This window comes from Maribacter aquimaris (assembly GCF_014596745.1).
GTDB lineage: Bacteria > Bacteroidota > Bacteroidia > Flavobacteriales > Flavobacteriaceae > Maribacter_A > Maribacter_A aquimaris.
The window spans coordinates 147,011-171,740 of sequence record NZ_JABTCF010000011.1; the positions used below are offsets into that span (position 1 = coordinate 147,011).

The 24,730-nt window shown below is 39.9% G+C and carries 23 protein-coding genes; 8 read left to right on the forward strand and 15 right to left on the reverse strand.

All coding sequences use genetic code 11. The features are described from left to right. Window positions 1-23 precede the first annotated feature (23 nt). Both HPE56_RS16180 and HPE56_RS16185 read left to right on the forward strand, forming a co-directional pair. Window positions 24-2,312 carry an inorganic phosphate transporter gene (locus HPE56_RS16180; RefSeq protein ID WP_188244785.1) on the forward strand — a complete coding sequence of 763 codons (2,289 nt, stop codon included), beginning with the start codon at window positions 24-26 and terminating at the stop codon, window positions 2,310-2,312. 195 nt (window positions 2,313-2,507) lie between these two features. Continuing rightward, on the forward strand, window positions 2,508-3,233 hold the full coding sequence (locus tag HPE56_RS16185; RefSeq protein WP_188244786.1) for a DUF6503 family protein: 726 nt from the start codon (window positions 2,508-2,510) through the stop codon (window positions 3,231-3,233). A 152-nt stretch (window positions 3,234-3,385) separates the two neighbouring features. Here the strand turns inward: HPE56_RS16185 and nadD are convergent, their stop codons facing one another. The 4 genes from nadD to HPE56_RS16205 all read right to left on the reverse strand — a co-directional run bounded on the left by nadD (window position 3,386) and on the right by HPE56_RS16205 (window position 6,611). Next, window positions 3,386-3,970 (reverse strand): nicotinate (nicotinamide) nucleotide adenylyltransferase, encoded by a 585-nt coding sequence (nadD, locus tag HPE56_RS16190; protein WP_188244840.1) that lies wholly within the window; start codon window positions 3,968-3,970, stop codon window positions 3,386-3,388. Window positions 3,971-3,972: 2 nt separating this feature from the next. Beyond that, a complete protein-coding gene (gene gmk / locus HPE56_RS16195; protein ID WP_188244787.1) occupies window positions 3,973-4,566 on the reverse strand; it encodes a guanylate kinase in 594 nt (197 codons plus the stop codon). Next, window positions 4,566-5,423 (reverse strand): YicC/YloC family endoribonuclease, encoded by an 858-nt coding sequence (locus tag HPE56_RS16200; protein ID WP_188244788.1) that lies wholly within the window; start codon window positions 5,421-5,423, stop codon window positions 4,566-4,568. The genes gmk and HPE56_RS16200 overlap by 1 nt, the downstream gene beginning before the upstream one ends. Window positions 5,424-5,558: 135 nt before the next feature. Beyond that, window positions 5,559-6,611 (reverse strand): sugar phosphate isomerase/epimerase family protein, encoded by a 1,053-nt coding sequence (locus tag HPE56_RS16205; protein ID WP_188244789.1) that lies wholly within the window; start codon window positions 6,609-6,611, stop codon window positions 5,559-5,561. Window positions 6,612-6,972: 361 nt separating this feature from the next. On the opposite strand from HPE56_RS16205, the gene HPE56_RS16210 reads away from it, so the two are divergent. Further along, a complete protein-coding gene (locus tag HPE56_RS16210; RefSeq protein WP_188244790.1) occupies window positions 6,973-7,440 on the forward strand; it encodes an ASCH domain-containing protein in 468 nt (155 codons plus the stop codon). A 109-nt stretch (window positions 7,441-7,549) separates the two neighbouring features. Here the strand turns inward: HPE56_RS16210 and HPE56_RS16215 are convergent, their stop codons facing one another. Together HPE56_RS16215 and HPE56_RS16220 are read right to left on the reverse strand one after the other, a co-directional pair. Further along, a complete protein-coding gene (locus tag HPE56_RS16215) occupies window positions 7,550-8,692 on the reverse strand; it encodes a Gfo/Idh/MocA family protein (RefSeq protein WP_188244791.1) in 1,143 nt (380 codons plus the stop codon). Window positions 8,693-8,832: 140 nt separating this feature from the next. After that, entirely contained in the window at window positions 8,833-9,276 is a 444-nt protein-coding gene (locus HPE56_RS16220; RefSeq protein WP_188244792.1) for a DinB family protein, read from the reverse strand. A gap of 238 nt (window positions 9,277-9,514) precedes the next feature. On the opposite strand from HPE56_RS16220, the gene HPE56_RS16225 reads away from it, so the two are divergent. Beyond that, window positions 9,515-10,426, forward strand: coding sequence for a hydroxypyruvate isomerase family protein (locus HPE56_RS16225; protein WP_188244793.1), 912 nt, complete (start codon window positions 9,515-9,517; stop codon window positions 10,424-10,426). A gap of 2 nt (window positions 10,427-10,428) precedes the next feature. Here HPE56_RS16225 and HPE56_RS16230 read toward each other — a convergent pair whose 3' ends face one another. From HPE56_RS16230 to HPE56_RS16250, 5 genes are all read right to left on the reverse strand, one after another. Continuing rightward, a complete protein-coding gene (locus HPE56_RS16230) occupies window positions 10,429-11,754 on the reverse strand; it encodes an alpha-L-fucosidase (protein WP_188244794.1) in 1,326 nt (441 codons plus the stop codon). Between the two features lie 613 nt (window positions 11,755-12,367). Beyond that, window positions 12,368-14,851 (reverse strand): ribonucleoside-diphosphate reductase subunit alpha, encoded by a 2,484-nt coding sequence (locus HPE56_RS16235; protein WP_188244795.1) that lies wholly within the window; start codon window positions 14,849-14,851, stop codon window positions 12,368-12,370. A 135-nt stretch (window positions 14,852-14,986) separates the two neighbouring features. Continuing rightward, on the reverse strand, window positions 14,987-15,973 hold the full coding sequence (locus HPE56_RS16240) for a ribonucleotide-diphosphate reductase subunit beta (protein ID WP_188244796.1): 987 nt from the start codon (window positions 15,971-15,973) through the stop codon (window positions 14,987-14,989). A 731-nt stretch (window positions 15,974-16,704) separates the two neighbouring features. Further along, window positions 16,705-17,262, reverse strand: a complete 558-nt coding sequence (locus HPE56_RS16245; protein ID WP_188244797.1) for a hypothetical protein — start codon at window positions 17,260-17,262, stop codon at window positions 16,705-16,707. 52 nt (window positions 17,263-17,314) lie between these two features. Further along, window positions 17,315-17,455 (reverse strand): hypothetical protein, encoded by a 141-nt coding sequence (locus tag HPE56_RS16250; protein ID WP_188244798.1) that lies wholly within the window; start codon window positions 17,453-17,455, stop codon window positions 17,315-17,317. 338 nt (window positions 17,456-17,793) lie between these two features. On the opposite strand from HPE56_RS16250, the gene HPE56_RS16255 reads away from it, so the two are divergent. Continuing rightward, a complete protein-coding gene (locus HPE56_RS16255; RefSeq protein WP_188244799.1) occupies window positions 17,794-18,528 on the forward strand; it encodes a LytR/AlgR family response regulator transcription factor in 735 nt (244 codons plus the stop codon). A 42-nt stretch (window positions 18,529-18,570) separates the two neighbouring features. Beyond that, window positions 18,571-20,496, forward strand: a complete 1,926-nt coding sequence (locus HPE56_RS16260) for a tetratricopeptide repeat-containing sensor histidine kinase (RefSeq protein WP_188244800.1) — start codon at window positions 18,571-18,573, stop codon at window positions 20,494-20,496. Here HPE56_RS16260 and HPE56_RS16265 read toward each other — a convergent pair. Next, window positions 20,486-21,058: a DUF3109 family protein gene (locus HPE56_RS16265; RefSeq protein WP_188244801.1), complete on the reverse strand. Its 573-nt coding sequence runs from the start codon at window positions 21,056-21,058 to the stop codon at window positions 20,486-20,488. The two genes, HPE56_RS16260 and HPE56_RS16265, sit on opposite strands and share 11 nt — an antisense overlap. Window positions 21,059-21,181: 123 nt before the next feature. On the opposite strand from HPE56_RS16265, the gene HPE56_RS16270 reads away from it, so the two are divergent. Next, the gene (locus HPE56_RS16270) at window positions 21,182-21,760 is read left to right on the forward strand and encodes a MarC family protein (protein WP_188244802.1); all 579 of its coding nucleotides are present in this window, start codon (window positions 21,182-21,184) and stop codon (window positions 21,758-21,760) included. A gap of 3 nt (window positions 21,761-21,763) precedes the next feature. Beyond that, a complete protein-coding gene (locus HPE56_RS16275; RefSeq protein WP_188244803.1) occupies window positions 21,764-21,967 on the forward strand; it encodes a hypothetical protein in 204 nt (67 codons plus the stop codon). Here HPE56_RS16275 and HPE56_RS16280 read toward each other — a convergent pair. The 3 genes from HPE56_RS16280 to HPE56_RS16290 all read right to left on the reverse strand — a co-directional run bounded on the left by HPE56_RS16280 (window position 21,964) and on the right by HPE56_RS16290 (window position 24,723). Then, window positions 21,964-23,589 (reverse strand): S41 family peptidase, encoded by a 1,626-nt coding sequence (locus HPE56_RS16280; protein WP_188244804.1) that lies wholly within the window; start codon window positions 23,587-23,589, stop codon window positions 21,964-21,966. The genes HPE56_RS16275 and HPE56_RS16280 overlap by 4 nt on opposite strands. An 18-nt stretch (window positions 23,590-23,607) precedes the next feature. After that, entirely contained in the window at window positions 23,608-24,048 is a 441-nt protein-coding gene (locus tag HPE56_RS16285) for a deoxycytidylate deaminase (protein ID WP_188244805.1), read from the reverse strand. Between the two features lie 90 nt (window positions 24,049-24,138). Then, window positions 24,139-24,723: a HupE/UreJ family protein gene (locus HPE56_RS16290; protein ID WP_188244806.1), complete on the reverse strand. Its 585-nt coding sequence runs from the start codon at window positions 24,721-24,723 to the stop codon at window positions 24,139-24,141. Window positions 24,724-24,730 lie beyond the last annotated feature (7 nt).

A 24,730-nucleotide genomic window follows, 5' to 3' on the forward strand; every position in this document is an offset into this window, starting at 1 on the left:
TATGTTTCTTTGAATAGTTATGTATGGATAATATTTACCTTCTGATGATTATTGCACTGGCTTTCCTAGCCGTTGCAGATTTGGTTGTGGGCGTCAGTAATGATGCTGTGAACTTTTTGAATTCCGCCATTGGCTCAAAGGCCATCTCCTTTAAAACCATCATGATCGTTGCCAGTGTTGGTATCGCTCTAGGTGCCGTATTCTCCAGTGGGATGATGGAGGTGGCCAGAAAAGGTATTTTTAATCCAAGTGAATTCATGTTCAATGAAATCATGTTCATTTTCATGGCCGTGATGATTACCGATATTCTTTTGTTGGATTTCTTCAACACCTTGGGCATGCCCACCTCGACCACGGTTTCAATTGTTTTTGAACTTTTAGGGGCAGCGGTCGCCATGTCTATGATCAAAATATGGGATAGCGGAGGGGACTACACCAATGTGTTGGATTATATAAACACTTCAAAAGCCCTTGAAATAATACTGGGTATTTTGCTTTCAGTCGTTGTGGCATTTACCGTAGGTGCCCTGGTGCAATGGGTCTCCCGTTTGCTATTGTCTTACAATTTTGAGAAAAAGGCCAAATGGGTCGGCGCCTTATTCGGAGGTATCGCCCTTTCCGCCATCACTTACTTCATTTTAATGAAAGGTATCAAAGGCACCACTTATGCCAGTCAGTCCTTTGATTTGATCGGTGGCATGACCATAAGTGATTTCTTGGAACAAAAGGTTTGGTTTCTGATCATTGTGAATTTCATGATCTGGTCTATCCTCTCCTTCTTTTTAATGACCCTTGCTAAAGTCAATATTTACAAACTGATCATTGGTGTTGGCACTTTTGCCTTGGCCTTGGCCTTTGCCGGCAATGACCTGGTGAATTTCATCGGGGTACCTATTGCAGCCTTCCAATCCTATGAAGCATGGTCAGCCTCTGGGGTTCCCGCTACCGAATTCAGTATGGCCATACTTGCCAACAAGGTTCCTACCCCAACATTACTGCTGTTCATTTCCGGTATGATCATGGTAGCCACATTGTGGTTTTCAAAAAAAGCACGGCACGTATCCGATACTGAAATAAACCTATCCAGGGAAGGTGCCTCAAACGAACGTTTTGAACCCAATGTACTTTCACGTGGCATTGTGAGGCTTTCCATACTTATGTCACAACTAACTTTGCTCTTTCCTAAATCAGTAAGAAAAAAGGTAGATGTTCGTTTTAAAAAACCAGTAATACACCTTTCCAAAGATAAAAGCTATGAGTTACCTGCCTTTGATATGGTGCGGGCCGCAGTGAATTTAATGGTTGCTGGTATCCTAATTTCAATAGCCACCTCCTACAAACTTCCTTTATCCACAACCTATGTCACCTTTATGGTTGCCATGGGAACATCATTGGCCGATAGGGCCTGGGGGCCAGAGAGTGCCGTATATAGGGTTGCAGGCGTCTTGAATGTCATCGGAGGATGGTTTGGAACCGCAATTATTGCCTTTGTTGCCTCTGGTGCTATATTGACCATTATCAGTTTTGGAAAAGGCGCTGCGCTTGCCGTACTATTGTTCGCGGCCATTTTGTTACTCATTAGAAGCTATATTTCCTATAACAAAAAATCAAAGGAAATAAAGGCGGAAGATAGCCTACGTAAAGCTGAGAGCAGCTCTATACAAGGCGTTATCGAAGAGAGTGTACACAATATCGCCAATGTGATCAAGCGTACCAACAAAATCTATACGAACTCTATCAACGGACTTGCCCGACAAGATCTTGATCAATTAAAGAAAGGGAAAAAACAGGTCTATAAACTGTCTAAGGAGATTGATGAACTAAGGGACAACATATTTTACTTTATCAAAAACCTTGACGAAACCAGCGTAGGTGCCAGTAACTTCTACATTACAATTCTAGGAAACCTGACTGACATCGCCCAATCCCTTGATTATATTGCCAAAATTTGCCATAAGCATGTCAATAATAATCACAGTAAATTAAAATACAACCAAATAAAAGAGTTAAAACAAATTGACCAGAAATTGGAAACATTGTTCAATAACACGAAGGAAGCCTTTGATAATCGATCATTTGAGAGAATGGGCATTCTCCTTCAGAACAAACAAGACCTCTTTGACATGGTCACCGAAAAAATACAAAAGCAAGTAGCACGGACTAGGACAGAGGAATCGAGTCCTAAGAATACTACCCTATATTTTTCCTTGTTATTGGAGACCAAGGATCTCTTGAAAAGCACGATAAGCCTAATGGAATCATATTACAATGAACATGACAGTAGTGTTAAACCTGCCAGACTTGATGAATAAGTTCTTTCCGAGACCTCCAAAATGTCTATATTGGGCATTATTGCCATAAGGCCAAGGGCGACGTTGACATAATTGATCATATACCAACCGGATTATTCGTCACGATTTCCAAAAGGATTTGCATTTGCCATGCATACGTTGTGCACATCAAATTTTTATCCTGGCCAATTTTGGATTTTTATAAAAAACGAATAAATGAAAAGGTTTCTCCTAACAATGATCGTAATGGTTGGTTTACAAACTGTCACGGGCCAAGATTTAACTTCAACCCAATTACTGGACAAAGCCATCGCCTATCACGACCCAAATCAACTCTGGAACCTGTTTGCTGGCAAATTGTTCATTACACTACAATATGCCGATGGTAAAGAACGTCAAAGTGAAATCGAAATAAACCTTCCCAAGGAATATTTTAAAATAACCACCTTTCGGGAAGACGATATAGTGCTAGAGCTTATGGTGGAGAAAAACGATTGCTCCCTAAAATTAAATGGGGAGACCACCATCTCCGATGAAGATAAAAAGACCTATCGGTTAAGCTGCGAACAAGCGCTGAAGACAAAGGATTATTACACCTATCTCTATGGCCTACCTATGAAATTAAAGGACCCTGGGACAATCATAGACCCCAAAGTAGAGACGAAAACCTTCAGGGGCAAGGAATACTTGGTCTTAAAGGTGAATTACGAGGAAGGTATAGGCAAAGACACTTGGTATTTTTACTTTGACCCCACTACCTATGCCATGGAAGTGTATCAATTTTATCACGATGAATCAAAAAATGATGGGGAGTATATTCTTCTAAGTGATGTTGAGAATGTGGCCAGTATAAAAATACCCAAGACGAGGGCTTGGTATACCAATAGTGATGACAGACTTTTGGGAATAGATATTCTAACAAAGGCAGAACCCTTAAAATAATCAACGACCCTACTGTCGGGATAACCGCCAAGAAGTATAAAATCAAACCCAAAATAGGGGTATAGCCATTAAAATATAAGGAAACGAGGTGCCATGGAATTACCTTAATGGTATGCTTCCGTGTAATAACCCTACTAGCAAAACAGGACTTTTTATCGATAAAAATTCATCTCATCCATATAGCGCCAAACCTCATAGGGCAATAAAGGTTTGATGTTCTTGCCCTTCTTATGGTTTTTTCGAATGAAAGTCGATGAAATCTCCATAATGGGGGCATCTACCCGATGTATCCTTGGATGTCCCTTAAACTGATGGTCTACCTTGCCTTCCGAAACCCTGGGGTATACATAAATGGAATAGTTTTCGAGAATGACGTCATAATTTTTCCACTTGTGAAAACCCTTTAGATTGTCCTCTCCCATAATCAAGGAAAAGTCATGATCATTCCCATACTGCTCCCCTAAATAGACCAACGTATTAATGGTATAGTTCGGTTGCGGCAAATCAAACTCTATCTTACTTGGCTTTAGTTTGGGATACTCTTTCGTAGCTTCAAATACCATTTGGTATCTATGATGGTTGTCCAACAGTGTTTTCTTGGTCTTAAATGGACTCATTGGCGTGATAACAAACCATATTTCATCTAAATCGGAGAATTCCACCATATGATTGGCTATTACCAAATGGCCAATATGTATGGGGTTGAACGTACCGAAATATAGCCCGACCTTTTTCATTTTCACCCTTCCGTTTTGGAAGTCTTTGCCCCCACATATTCAGCGACTAGATTCTTGGCCTCTAACAGGGCCGAATCCAAATCGTAGTTCTTGATTACCTTATCGAATTGGGGTGCCGTAGCCAACTCTACAGAAGCTTTTGCAATGCGCATGTTGATCTTATCATCACTTTCCGTACTTCGTTTTTTCAAACGAATCTTAAGCTCGTCAACACTGGGTGGTTTAACAAATACGGCAAGTGTCTCATTGGGATACTTCTTTTTGATTCGTAATCCGCCGACCACATCAATGTCAAAAATCACATTCTTGCCTTCAGCCCAAAGTCGTTCCACTTCAGTCTTCAGGGTGCCATAGAAGTTATCCCTATACACTTCCTCCCATTCAAGAAAATCATCATTCTTTATGTGTTTCTTAAACTCTGAAACAGTCATAAAATAATAATGTTCCCCGTTTTTCTCCTTGCCCCTGCGTGGCCTTGAGGTGGCCGATACCGAAAAAGCCAGGTTCAACTCGGGCTGTTCCAATAAATAACGTACAATCGTGGTCTTACCACTACCCGATGGGGCTGAAAATATGATCAGTTTACCTCCTTCCATCACAAAACATTAAGCATTTGTTCCTTTATTTTTTCCAACTCATCCTTCATTTGCACAACGAGTTGTTGCATAGGTGCAAAATTGGCCTTTGAACCAATAGTATTGACCTCCCTGCCAATTTCCTGGCTAATGAACCCTAATTTTTTACCATTACTGTCTGACGATTTCAGGGTTTTGGAAAAATAATCAAGATGATTGGCCAACCGTACCTTCTCCTCGGTGATATCATACTTTTCCAAATAATAGATCAGCTCTTGTTCAAACCGGTTTTCATCCACTTCGGCTTTGAGGTCCGAAACCGCTTTTTCCAATCGTTCACGAATAGTTGCCTGTCTTTGGGGGTCCATTGCTATAACTTGTGCCAACAAAGCCTCAAGGTTCTTTATGCGTTGAATAAAATCGCTCTCCAACACCGAACCTTCTTCTGATCGAAATTTATTTATCTCGGATAAGGCTTCTTTCAGTGCCAACTGTATGGTCTTGTATTCCTCTTCATCGATGTCTTCCCTTTCGGTCTTCATGGCATCGGGTAAACGCAAGGCCATTTCCAACAACCTCAGATCCTCACCATCCGCTATCGATTTCAATTGCTTCATGTATTGCCTCACTACCCCTTCGTTCACTTGGGCCGAAGTTTCATCCCCTGTATACTCTACATACAATCCGAAATCTACCTTACCCCTCACCAATGAACTGGCGATGACTTTTCTTAATTCCAATTCCTTGGCCCGATAGGTAGAGGGCATCCTCGCATTTAAGTCAAGACTTTTACTGTTCAGTGATTTTAATTCTACCGTTACTTTTTTAGTGGGGAGTTGTATGGTGTGCTTCCCAAATCCCGTCATGGATTGAATCATGGAGTATTTTTTATTTCCCGCAAAGATAAGCAATTGTAGTTTGCCAAATGCCCCATAACGCCCTGTTCAGTCCAATTTAAACAGCCTCGCCTTGTCAAAATTTACAATTGTAAGCTAATGGCATAAATTGGATATTTAAATACCCAGGATTTTTCTTAGAGCATCCTTATCTATATCGGTACCTGCAAAATCATCAAAGGTCTTTTCGGTAGCCTCTATAATATGGTCTTGAATGAATTTGGCACCTTCCCTTGCCCCTTGTTCCGGACTCTTAATACAACACTCCCACTCCATTACCGCCCAAACATCACAGCCGTATTGGGTCAGTTTGGAAAAAATACTCTTAAAATCTATTTGTCCGTCACCCAAAGATCGATATCTTCCGGCTCGATCTCCCCAATCATTATAACCGCCGAATGCACCTTTCTTACCGGTAGGGTTAAATTCGGAATCCTTCACGTGAAATGATCTGATGAATTCGTGATAATGATCGATGTAGGCTAGATAATCCAATTGTTGAAGTACAAAATGGCTCGGGTCATAGAGTATATTCACTCTTTTATGGTTACCAGTTGCCTTGAGAAAACGTTCAAAAGTATCCCCGTCATGTAAATCCTCTCCAGGATGTATTTCGTAGCACACATCAACCCCTTCCGCGTCAAAATGGTTCAATATGGGCAACCAACGCTTCGCCAATTCCTTAAAACCCATCTCAACCAAACCTTTTGGTCTTTGGGGCCAAGGGTGCATGGTGTGCCATAATAGCGACCCAGAAAAAGTGGCATGTGCCTTTATACCCAATCTGCGACTTGCGGTGGCGGCTTTTTTCACTACTTCGACCGCCCATTCAGTCCTAGCCTTTGGATTGTTCTTAAGCTTGTCGGGGGCGAAACTATCGAACATAAGGTCGTAGGCAGGGTGCACGGCCACCAATTGCCCTTGCAAATGGGTAGACAACTCCGTAATCTCCAAACCGTAAGAATTGACCTTACCCTTTAGCTCATCGCAATAGGTTTGGCTTTCGGCCGCCTTGTCCAAATCGATCAAGAAACCTTCCCACGTAGGTATTTGTATGCCTTTATAGCCTAAATTCGAAGCCCATTTACACATTCCATCCAAGGAATTGAAAGGTGCTTTACTATCTACGAATTGCGCCAAAAAAACGGCAGGTCCCTTAATTGTTTTCATTTGGAATGTTTTTATATGATTATTATACGGACAGCTAAAAGAGTTCAGTCGTAAATCAAAGAATATACGCTATATTTAATCCTTTGGAAGTTGACCTTTGTTTCTTCGGACTTGATTCATAAAGATAACAAATACATCATAATCCAAATAGTGATACGATTGGAATGTGTTTCTGGTGCCTGACCAGGATTTTGGATATGGTTTTTGTAAAATAAAGCCGGCAACACCATCTAATATTATTTCGTTCACTAAATTTGAAGTATATGGAAATACGAGCGTACTAAACCATATGCTTTTACGTTTTATAGATTGAGCCACATTGTATCCTGTACAATGGAAGCAATTAAATTACAATACGACCATGGATAACGCATCAGCCCGCAATATGTGGGGAGATTACTTAGACAACCATCTGGAAGATGCCTTTGCCGAGGCTCCGAAAACAATGCATTTTTTTGACAATGAAAAAGATGCCAACGAGTGTGCCCAATTGGTTAAAAATGGAATTAAGAAGGTCATCACCCATTCCCTTTTAGGACTACAATACAGAAAGGAACCACTACCTAAAATCGGAGACTTTACCGTGGTTACCGATTGGAATGGAAAGGCACAGTGCATTGTGCGCACCACTTCCGTACAATTGAAACCTTATTTCAGTATCGATGAGGAATACGCACGATTGGAAGGGGAAGGTGATAAAAGCCTGGCCCATTGGAAAAAAGTACATTGGGATTATTTTACACGGGAACTTGCCCCCTTTCAAAGGGTACCCCGGGAAAGTATGATTGTCGTTTGTGAAGCGATTGAAAAGGTTTTTGAAAGAAAATAAACAAATCCTCCAAATCACCCAATAGGTAATGCCTGATTTGTATATACCCCAGATGACCATGGGGCAAAACCGCAAATGGCATCAACCTTACCCTCTTTTCCCAATATATTTATTCATTTTCCAAATCGACCCAAAGATTACCCCCTTTATGTGAGGCTACGGTAGCTTCGATAAAGTCCATGCCACGAACGCCATCCTGCATTGTAGGGAATTCCCCATCATTATATTCCTGGTTCCTAATAGCCTTTGCGGCCCCCTTATAAATATTGGCCATCGCATCAAAAATACCCTCAGGATGCCCTGCTGGCAATTTTGTACCATCCAAGGAAAGCGCTGAATTATAGGCATGCCCTGGTTTATAGATCTTGGTAGGTTCCGTATCGCTTAAGAGATAAAGGAAATTAGGGTCTTCTTGTTGCCACTTAAACGCCCCTTTCTCACCATAAATAGAAATAGCCAGTCCATTTTCCTCGCCTGTGGCCACTTGACTGGCCCGTATAACCCCTTTAACATGGTCTCCCATTCTTACCAACACCGTACCGTCAATATCCATAGGGTTATCGTTATATAAGTAATTGAAATCGCTTAAAATTGATTTTACCTTTAGTCCGGTAGTGTATTCCAACATATTAAAGGCATGTACCCCAATATCGCCCATACAGGAACTGATACCTGCCTTTTCCGGGTCTAACCGCCACACAGAGGCCCGTTTATCCTTATCATGGATGATGGTATTGATCCAGCCTTGATAATAAACAGCATCTACCTTGTGGATTTTCCCCAAAGCCCCAGCCTTTATCATCTCCCGCATTTGGCGTACCATAGGATAACCGGTATAGGTATGGGTCAATGCAAATACGGTTCCTGCATTCTTATGGGCCGCTTGTAATTCCTTCGCCTCATTCAATGTGGTTGTCATCGGCTTTTCACAAATAACATGAAATCCATTTTCCAACAATCTCAAGGCCATCGGGTAATGCAGGTAATTTGGAGTCAAGATCGCACATACCTGAACACGTTCATTTTCTGGCAATCCCATTTCCTCAACAACAAAAGTGTCGAAATTGCTATAAACGCGATTCAACGGCATATCAATTTCACTGGCAAACGCCTTGTTCCTTTCAAAATCGGGGGTGAAAACAGCAGCCACTATTTCATAATTATCATTGATCTGTGAGGCTACGCGATGTAAAATCCCAATAAGGGAATCACCACTGCCTCCTAAAACCCCAAGTCTAAGTTTTTTTGGCATGAATTATTATTTTTTAAATCTTATAATCAACTACTTAATTTTGAATATTTGTTTTAAGACAAGACCAAACCTGTTCGCGTTTCTCGTAGTGGGAATGGTCAAAACCAAAAAACCAAGTTTTCGTTTCCATTCCTTGTAATTTACCGCTTGTAAAAGGCATAATCCATATTGATAGGCTCCAAACCATTGGCCCGCAAATCCATCGCTATCTGTGCCCTATGGTGCGTCGAATGGTTGATGACCTGAAAAAGCAACTCTTGAATGGTATTGGTGAACAATCTGCCTTCGGTATTCTCATAATCAACACGCTTTTCAAACTCATTGGTATGGGTGACAATGTCAAAAGAGGTTCTTTGGTTGTCGTAATGTAGATCGGCCCAATCCGATATCGGCTGGATTTGCCATATTTTATAACTAATGGGTTTGGTAAGGATTCTTGAATTCCATAAATGATGGGCATTTAGAATATGGCTAAAAAGCTCAATACTCCTATCCGGTACTTTATCGAATTTCTTACATTCTTCAATCAATTTTTTATTGCAATAAAAATTGTAATCAAACAAATGATTAAAAAAGACCTTCATAAAATTGTTTGTTAGTTTAACTTTTTAACCCAATCTAGGTTTTTTAAATGTAGAAAAATTATTTAATATTTATGCTTCAAGAAGACAAACAATTTAATATCTTGAGGATGAAATACCTGCCATTACTTTCAAGACTTACGAAATACCTTTAAGAAATAAGACATATCGAACCAAAATATCGCCCGTACCGCATAGGATCTCATACCATTTAGAAGATAAACCAAATTAAAACCAACCGATGAAAAGAAGAAGTTTTATTCAAAAGACCGCTCTTACAACAGGAGCAATTTCCATGACCGGAAGCTTGGCATTTTCCAATTCCAAAGAAGTTACAAAACCCGGTTTCAATCTAAAATATGCCCCTCATTTAGGTATGTTCAAAGAACATGCCGGCAAAGACCCTATTGACCAGATCAACTTTATGGCCGACCAGGGGTTTACCGCATTTGAGGATAACGGAATGATGAATCGCGATGTCGCCCTCCAAACCAAAATGGGCGAGACCCTTGCCAAACGCAATATGGCCATGGGCGTATTCGTTGTTGAAAAAGGCGGCAATATGGCGAATACCCTTGCTGCAGGTAAAAAGGAACACATTGATATTTTCTTGGACGGATGCAAAAAGGCCGTTGAAGTGGCAAAACGCGTTAACGCCAAATGGATGACCGTTGTGCCTGGGGGCTATCAAAGAAATTTGCCAATAGGCATCCAAAATGCAAATGTCATTGAAGCTTTACGCAGGGGTGCTGAAATACTAGAACCCCATGGCTTGGTCATGGTTCTGGAGCCCCTTTCCGATTCCCCCGATCTTTACTTACAAACATCGGAACAAACCTATCTGATCTGTAAAGGTGTCAATAGCCCATCATGCAAGATCCTATATGACATTTACCATATGCAGAAGAATGAAGGCAACCTCATTCACAATATGGACCTAACCTGGGAGGAGATCGCTTATATCCAAATCGGGGACAACCCGGGAAGAAAAGAACCGACCACGGGTGAAATCAACTATAAAAACATTTTCAAGTGGATCCATGAAAAAGGATTTGAGGGAATCCTTGGCATGGAGCACGGAAACTCACAACAAGGCAAAACGGGTGAACAGGCCGTTATAGATGCTTATCGTAAGGTCGATGGTTTTATGTAGTTTTATTTCAAGGTGATTTCGATAATCGTATCTACCCCATCTTTTTTATTCTTTGGAATTTCAAGAAGCAACCCATATTTATCCAAACGGTGGCTCACCTTGCTCTTATCCTTGAAGAAAACGACGGATTGTACTTTTTCCTTAAAGGGTTGAACCAATAAAACATCCTTGTCCCAATCCAGGATATGAAGGTATAATTTTTTGCCTTTTTGGGTAGAAACACCCCAATCCTCGGCAGCTACGATTCCCCCTCGGGTGCCATAAATGGTTTCCCCATTCTCCGCTATCCAATCACCCATGGCTTTTAAGGATGCTTTGTGTTCGGGTTGTATCTCACCATTGGGCATAGGGCCTACATTCAGTAAGAGATTGGCATTACGACCTGCAGACTTCACCAACATATGCACCAATTCCTTAGGCGATTTATGGTTTTGATCCATAAGGTTAAAACCCCAGGAACCATTAATGGTCAAACACATTTCCAAAGGCAATTGGCTTATATGTGCACCCTGCCACCCCGTGGTATTCTCCCCGGGCAAATCCTGCTCAAACATTTGAAAATCTTCTCCAGGATATGGTTTCACATGGTGGTTACTTCCTACTAAAGCACCGGGCTGTAACTTGTGTATGAGTTGATAGGTTGTTCCCAACTTCCAATCCGCATCTTTTTTATCCCACATACCATCAAACCAAATTCCCCCTATGGGACCATAATCGGTAAGTAATTCGGTCAATTGGCTATTCATATAATCGAGATAGGCATCCCAGTCCCCAGATTCATCCCTGCCGGTAAATCCTTGTCCCGTTCTTCCTCGAGGATAATAATCAGGATGATGCCAATCCAATTGTGAATAATAAAAAAAGAGCTTAATATCCTGCTTGCGACATTCCTCAGCCAACATCCTAATGATATCCTTGCCATATGGCGTTTTATCAACGATATTATAATCAGAGATCTTTGAGTCATACATGGCAAAACCATCATGATGCTTCGTGGTTATGGTAATGTATTTCATACCGGCATCCTTTACCATTCGAACCCATTCTGCCGCATCGAAATCCACAGGATTAAAGAAAGAAGGCAGCTTTTCATACTGTTTTATCGGTATTTTCTTATTTTGCATGATCCATTCGGCGATTCCTGCATCACCTCCTCCACCAAGAACACTATAAACCCCCCAATGCACGAACATCCCAAACTTTGCGTCTTGGAACCATTGCCTATTCTCTAAATTTTCCTGTGTAGGCTTATAACCCTCCTGTGCCCCTATACTATTCGACAAGAGTAAAACGGAGAACAATACGAGGCAGAATTTATTGATTTTCATTGGTATATGGATTTAGTTGGATTAAACATGAATGTGGATATTATAGGGTATTAAATATACTAAAAGCCTGTTAGTTTTTGGATGGATCCTGTTGAAATTTTATCATAGACCCATAAATGTTCAACCCTGGGTTTGAAAAGACAATTCCAAAATACAGGCCTATTATTTCAGGTTCACTTGTTCCATGCTATAGTGGCCTATCAAACACCTCTGTTAATGAATCCTTAAAAATTGAAATCCACATTTTAGTTTAACTTTATTTTTTAACAATATATCGATTTATTTAACAATATTTACAGCATCTAATTACGAATTTGAAACGTATATACTTAAATATTCTCCAAATTATGGACAAATACACGATCATATTACTAATTTATATTGCGGCGTACACACTTTCCTTAGCCTTGAAGCCTTACTATTTCAAGAAACAATAAACAAGGAAGGAAGTTCCCCGATTTTTACTCCGTTATACTGGGGATGACGGATTGTGTTTTGTGCGGATATCAAAATGTCACTTAAGTATAAAATATAAAAAACCCTGACGGGTACCGTCAGGGTTTTTCTTTTCAATAAACACTATCACACATACCGAAATCGAATCGGTATTCCATTATGAACCACACATTAGGCAGTCATCATCGGCCTGGCCTTCCTTGGCCCGCGCGATCATTTCTTTCATTTCCTCGGGAGTCATTGGCTGAACATCCATCCCGTCATTTTGCGGAGCAATCGGGGTTGGAGTCACCTCTATGGTTTTTGCTGTTTTAACTGCAACTGGGGCAACAGAAACTATAGCTGTTTCCTCAACAGGAACCTCTTTCTTCTTACTATTGTCCAGAGTGAATTTAATAGCATCTACCGCCGACTTGGTCCTCAAGTAATACATTCCAGTCTTCAACCCACTCTTCCAGGCGTAAAAGTGCATTGAGGTCAATTTGGAATAATTCGCATTCTCCATAAAAAGATTCAAGGATTGACTTTGATCGATAAAGTATCCTCTTTGGCGACTCATATCAATAATATCCTTCATACTAAGCTCCCAGACCGTTTTATACAAATCCCGGATTTCTTGCGGAATGGTCTCAATATGCTGAATAGAACCATTGGCCCTCATAAGCTCTTGCTTCATATTCTCGTTCCACATACCCAGATTGACCAAATCTTCCAACAAATGTTTGTTTACAACAATAAACTCACCAGAAAGCACCCTTCTCGTATAAATATTGGATGTGTAGGGTTCAAAACATTCGTTATTCCCTAAAATCTGCGATGTGGATGCAGTGGGCATCGGTGCCACCAATAAGGAATTGCGAACACCGTGTTTTGCAACTTCCTTGCGTAATTTGCCCCAATCCCAACGACCTGAAAGTTCCTCATCTTCGATACCCCAAAGATTGTGTTGGAATTCACCTTGTGATATTGGAGAACCTTCATAAGTAGAATATGTCCCCTCAACCTTGGCTGCTTCCATAGAGGCCGTAACCGCGGCAAAGTAGAGGGTTTCGAATATTTCCTGGTTCAATTTCTTGGCTTCATCACTGGTAAATGGCATGCGCAATAGAATAAAAGCATCCGCCAAACCTTGTACTCCCAAACCAACAGGTCTATGTCGCATGTTGGAGTTTTCAGCCTCTTTGACCGGATAGTAATTTCTATCGATAACCTTGTTCAAGTTCTTGGTGACCCTTTTGGTAACCTTAAATAGCTCCTTATGGTCAAATTCCCCGTTCTTAATGAACATGGGCAAAGCAATTGATGCCAGGTTACATACCGCAACCTCATCAGGTGAGGTATACTCCATTATCTCGGTGCACAAATTTGACGAACGAATGGTACCCAGGTTTTTTTGGTTGCTCTTGCGGTTCGCCGCATCCTTATATAGCATATACGGGGTACCGGTCTCGATTTGGGACTCCAATATCTTCTCCCAAAGTTCCCTGGCCTTTACGGTCTTACGACCTTTTCCCTCTGCCTCGTACTTCAAGTAAAGGGCTTCAAACTCCTCACCGTGAGTAGTGAAGAGACCTGGGCATTCATTTGGGCACATCAATGTCCATTTTTCATTACCCTCAACCCGTTTCATGAACAAGTCGGATATCCACATGGCGTAAAAAAGATCACGCGCACGCATCTCTTCCTTACCATGGTTCTTTTTCAATTCAAGGAATTCGAAAATATCGGCATGCCAAGGTTCCATATAAATGGCGAAGCTTCCTTTACGTTTTCCGCCTCCTTGATCTACATATCTTGCCGTATCGTTGAAAACCTGTAGCATGGGTACAATTCCGTTGGAAGTACCGTTGGTACCGGCAATATATGATCCAGTAGCCCGAACATTGTGAATAGACAACCCTATTCCACCAGCCGATTGAGATATTTTTGCCGTTTGTTTTAATGTATCATAGATCCCTTCGATACTATCGTCTTTCATGGCCAAAAGAAAACAGGACGACATCTGGGGTTTCGGGGTCCCGGAATTGAAAAGGGTCGGGGTTGCATGGGTAAAATACTTTTTGGACATCAACTCATAGGTTTCCTTTACCGCGTCCAAATCATCCAAATGAATCCCGACGGATACACGCATCAACATATGTTGTGGCCGTTCTGCAATCTGTCCGTTCAATTTTAGGAGATAGGAACGTTCCAAGGTTTTAAAACCAAAGTAATCATATCCAAAATCACGATTATAAATAATGGTCGAATCCAAGGTTTCCGCATTTTCGGAAATCACCTTATACACCTCATCGGAAAGCAGGGGTGCTTTCTTTCCTGTTCTAGGATTCACATAGGTGTAAAGGTCCCTCATCGTTTCCGAGAAAGACTTTTTGGTGTTTTTATGTAGGTTGGAAACGGAAATACGTGCAGCCAATTTTGCATAATCAGGATGCATGGTGGTCATTGTCGCCGCTATTTCGGCAGCCAAATTGTCCAATTCCGAGGTGGTAACCCCGTCATAAAGTCCTTCAATAACACGCATAGCCACCTTCAATGGATCTACTAGGTCGTTAAGGCCATAGCATAATTTTCTAACCCTGGCTGTGATCTTATCGAACATTACCACTTCTTTTCTTCCGTCTCTTTTTATTACATACATTGAGTTAAACTTGTTTATGGTTATTATCTGTTAGTGTATACATTCATGTATAAGACCATAGGCCTTAAACGCAGTGCAAATAGGCAAATCCTTTATGGGTATCACCCCTATAAGTATCCTATATACAATCCGAGCCTAGAAATCAGCGTCGAAACTGATTTTTTGGGAATCTTCGTCCTTATCCTTGTTTAAAACACCGGCCTTTTGGTATTCTGAAACCCTTTTCTCAAAGAAATTGGTTTTTCCTTGGAGTGATATCATATCCATGAAATCGAAAGGATTGGTTGAATTATAGACCTTATCGCACTCCAGCTCTACCAATAACCGATCGGTAACAAACTCCAAATATTGCGTCATCAATTTTGAATTCATGCCTATTAAGCTTACCGGCAAGGACTCGGTTATAAACTCGCGCTCAATATTCAAGGCATCGACAATAATTTCAGTAATACGTTTTTTAGGCACTTTGTTTATGATGTGGTGCTTATGAAGATGTACGGCATAATCACAGTGCATTCCCTCATCCCTGGATATAAGTTCATTGGAAAAGGTCAACCCAGGCATTAAACCTCTTTTCTTTAACCAAAAAATGGAACAGAAAGAACCTGAAAAGAAAATACCCTCTACGGCCGCAAAGGCAATCAACCTTTCTGCAAAACTGGGGGAATCAATCCATTTCAAGGCCCAATCGGCCTTCTTTTTTATAGCAGGAAAGTTTTCAATGGCCCTAAAAAGGATATCCTTTTCCTTTTCATCCTTTACATAGGTATCTATCAGCAGGGAATATGTTTCGGAATGGATATTCTCCATCATTATTTGAAAACCATAGAAAAATTTAGCCTCGGAATATTGCACCTCATTGACGAAATTCTCCGCCAGATTCTCATTTACAATTCCATCGGATGCGGCAAAAAACGCCAATATGTGTTTGATGAAATACTTTTCATCATCACTCAATTTATTGCTCCAATCGGCAAGGTCTTGATGAAGATCGATTTCTTCGGCTGTCCAGATACACGCCTCTTGTTTTTTATACCAATCCCATAAATCATGGTGTTGTATTGGAAAAATCACAAAACGATCTTTGTTCTCCTGTAAAATGGGCTCTAAGGCTTCTGGCATAATACTGTTTATTTAAAAAGTTATTTGACCAAGGTGATACTTACCCTGCTGCTGGGAATAACAAAGATGGAAAATAGCGATCTAATTTTCAGGGACCAATTCTTAAATTGACCACAAAGTTTTTAACACAAAATGTTGAAATGTAGGCTAACTCACTATGTTCATTGCCTTTTTGAAAATTGAATGTTTTGATAAAAAAATGGAGAAATAAAATAAACCAAAAAGTATATTGACCCATACTATTCGGTTTAATATCAATAAGATACAAAACAAGTACACGCACTCAGCCAATTAGGCCCAAATGTTGCCCCTATAGGTTTATCGTGATTAAAATAAGTGTTATGGATTTAAAAGAGCTATAATCGACCCTACTGGAATTCCTTAAAAAATAAAAATACTGCCAAATTGTACGGCCCTCTGATAAATCAAAATCAATTTGACTACAATTTAAGCTGATCTAGGTAGTTCCCCCGAAACCTATAATCAAGCTACCATCAAATTAAAAATTTGATTAAGGTGTCAAATGTAGTTCCCATCAGTTAGGCTGTTGCTTAAAACAGTTGTATACAATATTTATATACCCCATTGAGCCGTACCTTTTTGATTGGCAGTTTTTTATATTTTAAAATTCTTTTTTTTTAAAGCCCCTACCTACTTTGTTCTTTACAGGATTTAGAACCTTTAAAAATACATAATTTTTATCACACACTTCTATTTGTCAATATATTATATCATTCCCCACTCAAGTTCCGAGCTTGAAAATCGCCTTTAACGAATAATTCTCCGTTGCTGTTATCCATGAACACCACGTCTAAATACCCATATATATTGAATTCATTTATTTGTGTAATGACTAATTTTCCTTTTTTCATAAACAATGGCTCCCCACCCAAAGATTTGGCATCTGCATAACCAAAGACCCCGTCAAAGTTGTTCAGCAACCCATTGATATGTCCTGATAATCCGTACTCACCAATCGCCAGTTGCTTTTGACTGTTCATTTTTTTAATTAAAAACCCCATGATATGTTCATGGTCTTTTCCTTCATTGCCAAACCGTAGCGATATTGAGGAATAAGCGGCTCCTTGATCGGTAGTTCCCATATTGGCATCAAAGGTGGCCTTACCCTTCAACAGTTGCTCAAAAGGTTCATTGGCATAGTGTGTAAAACCTTCAAGTTTTCCGTTAGAGGCCATATTGGGATCTATATCCGAATTGGATATAAACAAGAATGGCATCAGGAACCAAAACGCAATTTTCATGGATTTAAGCATATAGTGATTCATCATTTCAAGCTTTTTGTTAATAGACAACCCGTTTCCATTTTAAGGGTATAACATCTCAATCCCGTATCTGTATATCAGAATGGTTCTCGCTAATAAGCGTATCATGGGCAGTACCCATGTTGTCATCTTTCTCAACCAATACGGCCACAACAAGCGCAAGCAACAATAAGGCGAACATAATTAAACATTTTTTCATGAGTCTGTCTTTAATTCCTATTCGTTGTATTTAACATTGTTATGTGGGGACAAAAACAATATTTCATACCCCTAATTTATTGGATGCCAATTCATAGATAGTGACTTATTGTATAAATGGTGTTAAAATATGTATAAACGGCATTCGAAAAAGCCGCACAACTCCTATAGTACAAGGATTTGTAAGAATTTTCATCGAAACAACCAACCTAAGTCAAGAAACCCCTATTTTCAAGAATAATAACCAATCATACTCAAAACAGTTCCATTGATACAAATTCGCTTGAATACTTCCAACTTAATTTTAAATTTGATTATCTTACCATACGACTTTACACTATGCTTGAAGCTATAATTGTTGACGACGAGATAAAAGCGCTCCAGAGTCTTACCTGGGAACTGACTAATTTCAGCAATGAAATAAAGGTCAGTGCCTCATTCACGGACCCTTTTGAAGCTTTGGAGTATCTCTCAAAAAACACACCGGATTGTCTTTTTCTAGACATAGAAATGCCCACGATGGATGGCTTTCAATTTATACAGAAATTAACCAATAAGAATTTTCCGGTGGTCATTACCACTGCGTACAATCAATATGCGATCAAAGCACTTAAAAACGAGGCCATTGATTATCTTTTAAAACCCATTGATACGGATGATTTAAAGGACACTATCATTAAGATCAAAAAATTCAATGCCAAGAACTACACTTCTGAACGTTTGGAAAAAATTCTATTGAACTTCAATTCCAATACCCATCACAGAAAGATTACGTTCAATACTGACGGAAAGCTACTCTTTCTGGAAAGTGATGAAATACTTTATGCGGAATCTGATGGGAATTACAGCACCATTTACCTTACCGATGGCCAAAAAATAGTACTGACCAAAAAATTAAAGGAGGTCAATGACCTACTCCCAAACGATTCCTTCTTCAGGATCCACAACTCTTACATCATTAACCTTCATAAAATAAAGGAGTTCTTAAAAACAGATGGATATGTAATCCTAAGTTCTAACCATAAAATTCCGGTCTCAAGACAAAAAAAGTCAGATTTTCTGGATATGATATGACATCTTCCTAAACCACTTTACAAAAATTACACAGCATATTTTATGGGTAAATGGAAATACATATTTCTCTCTTTATTTTTCTTTAGCCAAATAGGAAATACCCAAAACATTCCTGCAGCATTCAAAAAAAGTATCGATAGCCTCATTAAAATAGGTCCTAAGACGTATTCAGAAATAGATGCCGTTGTGAGGCCATCAAGAAAGGACACCTTATTAATGCGCTATTTTGCCAATGAAGCCATTGCCCAGGAATATTATAGCGGACAGGCCTATGCCTTCAACCAATTAGGCCGTAGATACAGGGATATTTCACAATTTACACAAGCTATACGCCTACATCAAGCTGCTTTGGAGGCCGCCACCAAGGAAGACAATCTCGAATTCAAGGTATACAGTTTAAATATGCTCAGTGTTATACACCGCAGAAGGGACGCCATTAAATCAGCCTTGGATTATAGTCAGGAAGCCCTTGAATTGGCCGAAACGGTCAAAAACCCTTCCCAAGGTCTAAAAAGAAGCATTAATGTATCCTTAAATGGTATTGGAAACCTATACCAAACCCTTGAGCAATATGACCTGGCCATTGAGCAATTTCGAAAATCGTTGAAACTCGAAAATGAATTGGGTAATAAATTGGGACTCGCCATAAACCATCAAAACATTGGTGAGTGTCAAGAAATGCTCGGCAATTTGGATGAGGCCCTAAAGAGCTATAGGACCTCCTTGGCATACAACGAAGAGATCAACAGTGAAAAGGGCAAGGTTATCTGCAAAAATAGTATTGCCCATGTATATCTTGAACAGCACAAATTGGATGAAGCCCTGGAAATTCTGGAGCCTACCTTATTATCTTCCAAGGAAATCGGTGACAAATACCTTACTTCAGGGGTATACATTAATCTCGGCCGGGCATACCTTTTAAAAGACAACCTGAAAAAAGCGCAAATAAATCTAGATCAGGGCCTTGCCATTGCCGAAAGACACAATGTTCCTTCCAATATTTCACTGGCAAATTCATATCTATCGGAACTGGCTGAAAAACAGGGCAATTACAAAAAAGCGATGACCCATTACAAACTGGCCCAGGAATTTGAGGAAAAGACCGTAAACGAACGAAATTTACGGTACGTTGGTGATATGATCAGTCGCTACCACATTGAAAAGAAAAACAACGAAATAGAAATCATCAATAAGGATTATGAAATCGTAAAATTAAAGCTCCGTAAAAACCAAACAAGATTGTTGATCGGAGGCTTTGCCCTCATCCTTTTAACGGGAGTCTTTTATATTCTCTATCGGCAATATCAACTAAAAAACGACAAAAAGCTCTTGACCTTGGAACAGTCGATGTTGCGTAGTCAAATGAACCCACACTTCCTATTCAACTCACTGAATTCCATTAAATTGTACATCATAAACAACGACAAAAAGAATGCAGTACATTACTTGAATAAATTTTCGAAATTAGTACGTAAAATCCTTGAAGCCTCCTCGTTGAAAGAAATTCCGTTGGCCGAAGAATTAGAGACCGTTGAACTCTATATGAATATTGAGAACATCCGATTCTCGAATGAAATCAACTTCAAGATTACCATCGATAAGGATATTGACATACATACAATCAAGATTCCATCATTGATACTCCAACCTTTTCTGGAAAATGCCCTTTGGCATGGTTTATCGTCCAAAACCGGCGAAAAAAGTATTGACCTTCATTTGAGCAGGGGAAGCAACAATTTTATTGATATCAGTATCACCGACAATGGTGTTGGTAGGGATGCTGCGGAAACCATAAAAAAGAGCAAGGTCCTTAAACGAAAATCCGTAGGGATTGAAATCACCAAGGAACGCCTGGCCAATTTCGCGAAGGACTACCAAAACACCTTTGATGTAACCATTATTGACCTCTTCGACGAGAAGAAAAAAGCAACAGGGACAAAAGTCGTTTTACACTTACCTACGATTTAGTGTAATCGGCAGCGATTTCTTCCAATTCCGCATACCACTCTTTCCCGAATTTACGGATCAAAGCCTCCTTTACGAATTTATAAACAGGCACTTTAAGGGAAGCCCCCAATTCACAAGCCGCGTCACAAATCTCCCATTTGTGGTAATTCACCGCCGTAAACTCGGTATATTCCCGAATCCGCACGGGATACATATGGCAGGACACCGGTTTTTTCCAAGTAATGACCCCTTGATTATAAGCTTCTTCAATACCGCACTTGGCTATTTTTTTATCATCATAAATGACATAGGCACATTCGCTATTGTTCACTAATGTGGTTTCCCATTCACCATCTTCCCCCTTGATGAACGCCCCTTGGTCCTCAATGGCCGCAATACCCTCTGGACGAAGAAAAGGCTTAACATCCTTATATATATCCACGAGGATTTCAGTTTCATGATCTTCGACAGGTGCTCCTGCCGTGCCATCTATACAGCAGGCACCTTTACAGGCATTAAGATTGCAAACAAAATCATTCTCTATAATCTCTTCGGAAACTATGGTATTACCCAATTGAAACATACACCTTTATTTGTGTCCAAAGATAGTATATTGCCCTTAGAATAAAATCGATTATATTTTAATAAAGAACATCCAAATACTGATGACTTAACGTAGATTTGCCAACTGTTTTAATTTTTACAAATGAATTTTAGCTTAGACATCAAGGAAATCGCCACTTCTAGCATGGTTCTTTTTGCCGTAATAGATATCATAGGAAGTATTCCTATCATTATTGGACTGCGAAATAAGGTAGGTCATATACAATCGGAAAAAGCCTCGGTCGTAGCGGCTTTAATTATGATTGCATTTCTCTTCGTAGGAAAGGAAATACTGACCTTAATTGGTATTGATGTATATTCCTTTGCCGTTGCCGGATCGTTCATTATCTTTTTCCTTGCCATAGAAATGATACTGGGTGTAACCCTTTATAAGGATGACGCCCCGGAAAGTGCCTCAATTGTCCCTATCGCATTCCCTTTAATCGCAGGAGCCGGTACCATGACCTCATTATTGTCACTTCGGGCGGAATTTCATGTGGAAAATATCATTGTTGCCATACTTGTAAATATTATCTTTGTATATCTCGTTTTAAAATTATCGAAACGAATAGAACATTTCCTAGGCAAAAATGGAATCAGTATTATCAGAAAAGTATTTGGGGTAATATTACTTGCCATTGCCGTGAAACTGTTCACCGCAAATATTAATGCATTGTTTTAAAAAATGAGCAAAACCTTTATCATCATATTAATTGTTTTGGGCATCATACTCATAGGTTATAATGTAACCCTGGTTGATTTTGACAATCCCATCGAAGGCAATAGTGTTATAGCCCTTATAGGTATCTTGGCCGCACTTTGTGCCATTGTTTTATTGTTGATTTTTTTGACTTCAAAAAAGATACAAAGGAAAATAGAGGAAGATTAGTTGGTTGCATCGATTTTATCGCCTTCCCCTTGCTTCACTACTGGACTGTCCAATTCTAGGACCTTTTTAAGCATGGCGTCTGACGAACCCTTTATTTTCGCATGGATGTTCGCGCCGAACAATTGGTCTGCCAAAGCCGCTTTTATATACAACTTTAGTTGATCCTCACTGTCATAAAAATCCATTTTAAGACCTCGTTCTATTGAATAATCGACAAACCTTTCAAAAAGGATATCGTCTACCTTGTAATCATTGACAAATTCCTCTTGGGAATAATCGTCGAATCTATGACGGTCCCCATCCAGGTATTCGAAAACAAAGAAGGATAGAAAACCTAGGTTATCCATACTCTTTATCGCCTCTTCCTCATTGGACCCTATAGGAACGAAAACATCGGGTATTATACCCCCTCCCCCATACACTACCCGACCTTTAGGGGTCGTGAATTTTAAGGAGTCAGCGACTTTTATACTATCTACAGAGACCAATTCGCCATTATGATACCTGTCGGTAAACCGTTTGTAATAATCCTTGTTCCCATTTTTGTACGTACGCTGAATACTACGTCCCGTCGGGGTATAATATCTAGACACCGTTAAACGTATGGCAGAACCATCACCCAAATCCATCTCACGCTGTACAAGGCCCTTACCAAAAGAACGACGGCCAACTATGGTACCTATATCATTGTCCTGTAATGCCCCGGCAATTATTTCACTGGCAGAGGCGGAACGTTCATTGATCAGCACATATATGGGCTTGTCCTCAAAACTACCTTTATCAGTGGCGTATATTTTATCTATTTTACCTTTTTTGTTCTTAGTAAAAAGGATCAATTTACCATCTTGCAAAAACTCATCGGCCATTTGTTCGGCTATACCGAGATACCCCCCTGGATTATCCCTTAAATCCAACGTGAGCTTCTCGGCACCCTGCCTTCGCAAAGCACTTAGGGCCTCCTTGAATTCCCGGAATGTTGATTCGGCAAAACGATTCACTTTGATATACCCCATGGTAGGGGTCATCATAAAATAGGATGACACACTTTTAATAGGGACAACATCCCTTCGTACATCAACCGTGAAGGTTTTGTCCTCACTTTTACGATATACCGTGAGCTCTACATAAGAACCTTTCTGCCCCTTTAATTTTTCGACAATATTTTCACTGACCAAATCCTTGCCAAACAACGTATCGTTATCTGCCATTAGAATCCGGTCACCCGGTAATATGCCTTTTAAAAAGCTTGGGCCATTGTCTATAGTGCGAATTACCGCAATAGTATCCTTATACGGATAAAAATTAATACCTATACCCACAAAATCACCCTTCATGTTTTCGGAAACCTCATCCATTTCACGTTTGGGAATGTATACCGAATGTGGATCTAATTTTTCAAGAATATTGTTGACCGTCACATCAACGATACTATCCGTGTCGATATCATCGACATACTCATAATCGATATAGTCTATGAGCCTGTTGAGTTTGTCTTTTTTGGAATTTGTGGTAAACAATTTTTCGGGCGAATCATTGAAATCGAGCTTTCCACCAACAAAAACACCGACAGCCAATGCTGCCGCAATAATCGTGGGTAATATGTAGTTGTACTTCTTTTTCAAACTTGATTTACGATGAAATTAGATTGCTGATTCCTCTATTATGGGCATATGCACCAATTCAACCCCGGCTTTTTCCAAAAACTCCAATCCGGAAACATCCTTATAGGCTACTTTATATACTACACGTTTTATGCCAGATTGATGTATCAATTTACTGCATTCCCGACAGGGTGAAAGTGTGATATAAAGTGTCGCCCCCTCACATGATTGGGTTGATGACGCCACTTTGGAAATGGCATTTGCCTCTGCATGAAGCACATACCATTTGGTATACCCATCATCATCCTCACAAAAATTTTCAAAACCGGTGGGCGTACCATTATAACCATCAGAAATGATCATTCGATCCTTCACCACTATCGCCCCGACCTGTTTGCGTTTACAATAGGACAATTTACCCCATTCCGCTGCCATTCTTAAATAGGCCCTGTCATATTTTTCTTGTTTGGATTTTTTCATAGCGGCAAAATCTACCCATTCATTGTTGGGGGACTAAGATACCCGCTTTATAAAAGCCTGACAAAACTATGGGGTAAAATTAACATTAACCTACCATGGGAACGTTGCAACCAACATGGGTATTGTGATAAGGATGATCAATATTGAGGCACCTGTAACAAAAATGGCCTGTTTTACCTTGAAAAACGATTGAATGATAAATGCCAATGCGAGCACGGCCATGACGATAAGTACCTGGGACAACTCGATGCCAGCGGCAAAACCCAATAAAGGCGACAATTTTTCTTCCTCACCAGCCATAAGCATCTTAAAATAATTACTGAAGCCAAAACCGTGTATCAATCCAAAAAAAGCAGTTGCCAAAATATGTAATACAATACTTTTTTCCTTGGCTTTGGATTTGAGGTATACCAAATTGAATATTGCGGTCGATAAAATGGTCACCGGAATAAGAAACTCGATCAACCCACTATCCATAACCACAACCTCATAAACGGATAAACCCAATGAAGTACAATGGGCAATGGTGAATACAGTTGCCAGTACCAAGACTTTTTTCCAATTTTTAAAGGTAAAGGGTAAACTTAAGGCCGTTAAAAACAAAATATGATCATAGGCTGAAAAATCGAGGACATGATTAAGTCCCAATGCTATGTAAAACCAAAAATTCGACATTCTTATA

Bases quoted from the DNA above. Each gene is read 5' to 3' on its own strand.
- HPE56_RS16180 (WP_188244785.1), top strand. From the start codon at position 24: ATGGATAATATTTACCTTCTGATGATTATTGCACTGGCTTTCCTAGCC.
- HPE56_RS16185 (WP_188244786.1), top strand. From the start codon at position 2,508: ATGAAAAGGTTTCTCCTAACAATGATCGTAATGGTTGGTTTACAAACT.
- nadD (WP_188244840.1), bottom strand. From the start codon at position 3,970: ATGAAAAAGGTCGGGCTATATTTCGGTACGTTCAACCCCATACATATT.
- gmk (WP_188244787.1), bottom strand. From the start codon at position 4,566: ATGGAAGGAGGTAAACTGATCATATTTTCAGCCCCATCGGGTAGTGGT.
- HPE56_RS16200 (WP_188244788.1), bottom strand. From the start codon at position 5,423: ATGATTCAATCCATGACGGGATTTGGGAAGCACACCATACAACTCCCC.
- HPE56_RS16205 (WP_188244789.1), bottom strand. From the start codon at position 6,611: ATGAAAACAATTAAGGGACCTGCCGTTTTTTTGGCGCAATTCGTAGAT.
- HPE56_RS16210 (WP_188244790.1), top strand. From the start codon at position 6,973: ATGGATAACGCATCAGCCCGCAATATGTGGGGAGATTACTTAGACAAC.
- HPE56_RS16215 (WP_188244791.1), bottom strand. From the start codon at position 8,692: ATGCCAAAAAAACTTAGACTTGGGGTTTTAGGAGGCAGTGGTGATTCC.
- HPE56_RS16220 (WP_188244792.1), bottom strand. From the start codon at position 9,276: ATGAAGGTCTTTTTTAATCATTTGTTTGATTACAATTTTTATTGCAAT.
- HPE56_RS16225 (WP_188244793.1), top strand. From the start codon at position 9,515: ATGAAAAGAAGAAGTTTTATTCAAAAGACCGCTCTTACAACAGGAGCA.
- HPE56_RS16230 (WP_188244794.1), bottom strand. From the start codon at position 11,754: ATGAAAATCAATAAATTCTGCCTCGTATTGTTCTCCGTTTTACTCTTG.
- HPE56_RS16235 (WP_188244795.1), bottom strand. From the start codon at position 14,851: ATGTATGTAATAAAAAGAGACGGAAGAAAAGAAGTGGTAATGTTCGAT.
- HPE56_RS16240 (WP_188244796.1), bottom strand. From the start codon at position 15,973: ATGCCAGAAGCCTTAGAGCCCATTTTACAGGAGAACAAAGATCGTTTT.
- HPE56_RS16245 (WP_188244797.1), bottom strand. From the start codon at position 17,262: ATGATGAATCACTATATGCTTAAATCCATGAAAATTGCGTTTTGGTTC.
- HPE56_RS16250 (WP_188244798.1), bottom strand. From the start codon at position 17,455: ATGAAAAAATGTTTAATTATGTTCGCCTTATTGTTGCTTGCGCTTGTT.
- HPE56_RS16255 (WP_188244799.1), top strand. From the start codon at position 17,794: ATGCTTGAAGCTATAATTGTTGACGACGAGATAAAAGCGCTCCAGAGT.
- HPE56_RS16260 (WP_188244800.1), top strand. From the start codon at position 18,571: ATGGGTAAATGGAAATACATATTTCTCTCTTTATTTTTCTTTAGCCAA.
- HPE56_RS16265 (WP_188244801.1), bottom strand. From the start codon at position 21,058: ATGTTTCAATTGGGTAATACCATAGTTTCCGAAGAGATTATAGAGAAT.
- HPE56_RS16270 (WP_188244802.1), top strand. From the start codon at position 21,182: ATGAATTTTAGCTTAGACATCAAGGAAATCGCCACTTCTAGCATGGTT.
- HPE56_RS16275 (WP_188244803.1), top strand. From the start codon at position 21,764: ATGAGCAAAACCTTTATCATCATATTAATTGTTTTGGGCATCATACTC.
- HPE56_RS16285 (WP_188244805.1), bottom strand. From the start codon at position 24,048: ATGAAAAAATCCAAACAAGAAAAATATGACAGGGCCTATTTAAGAATG.
- HPE56_RS16290 (WP_188244806.1), bottom strand. From the start codon at position 24,723: ATGTCGAATTTTTGGTTTTACATAGCATTGGGACTTAATCATGTCCTC.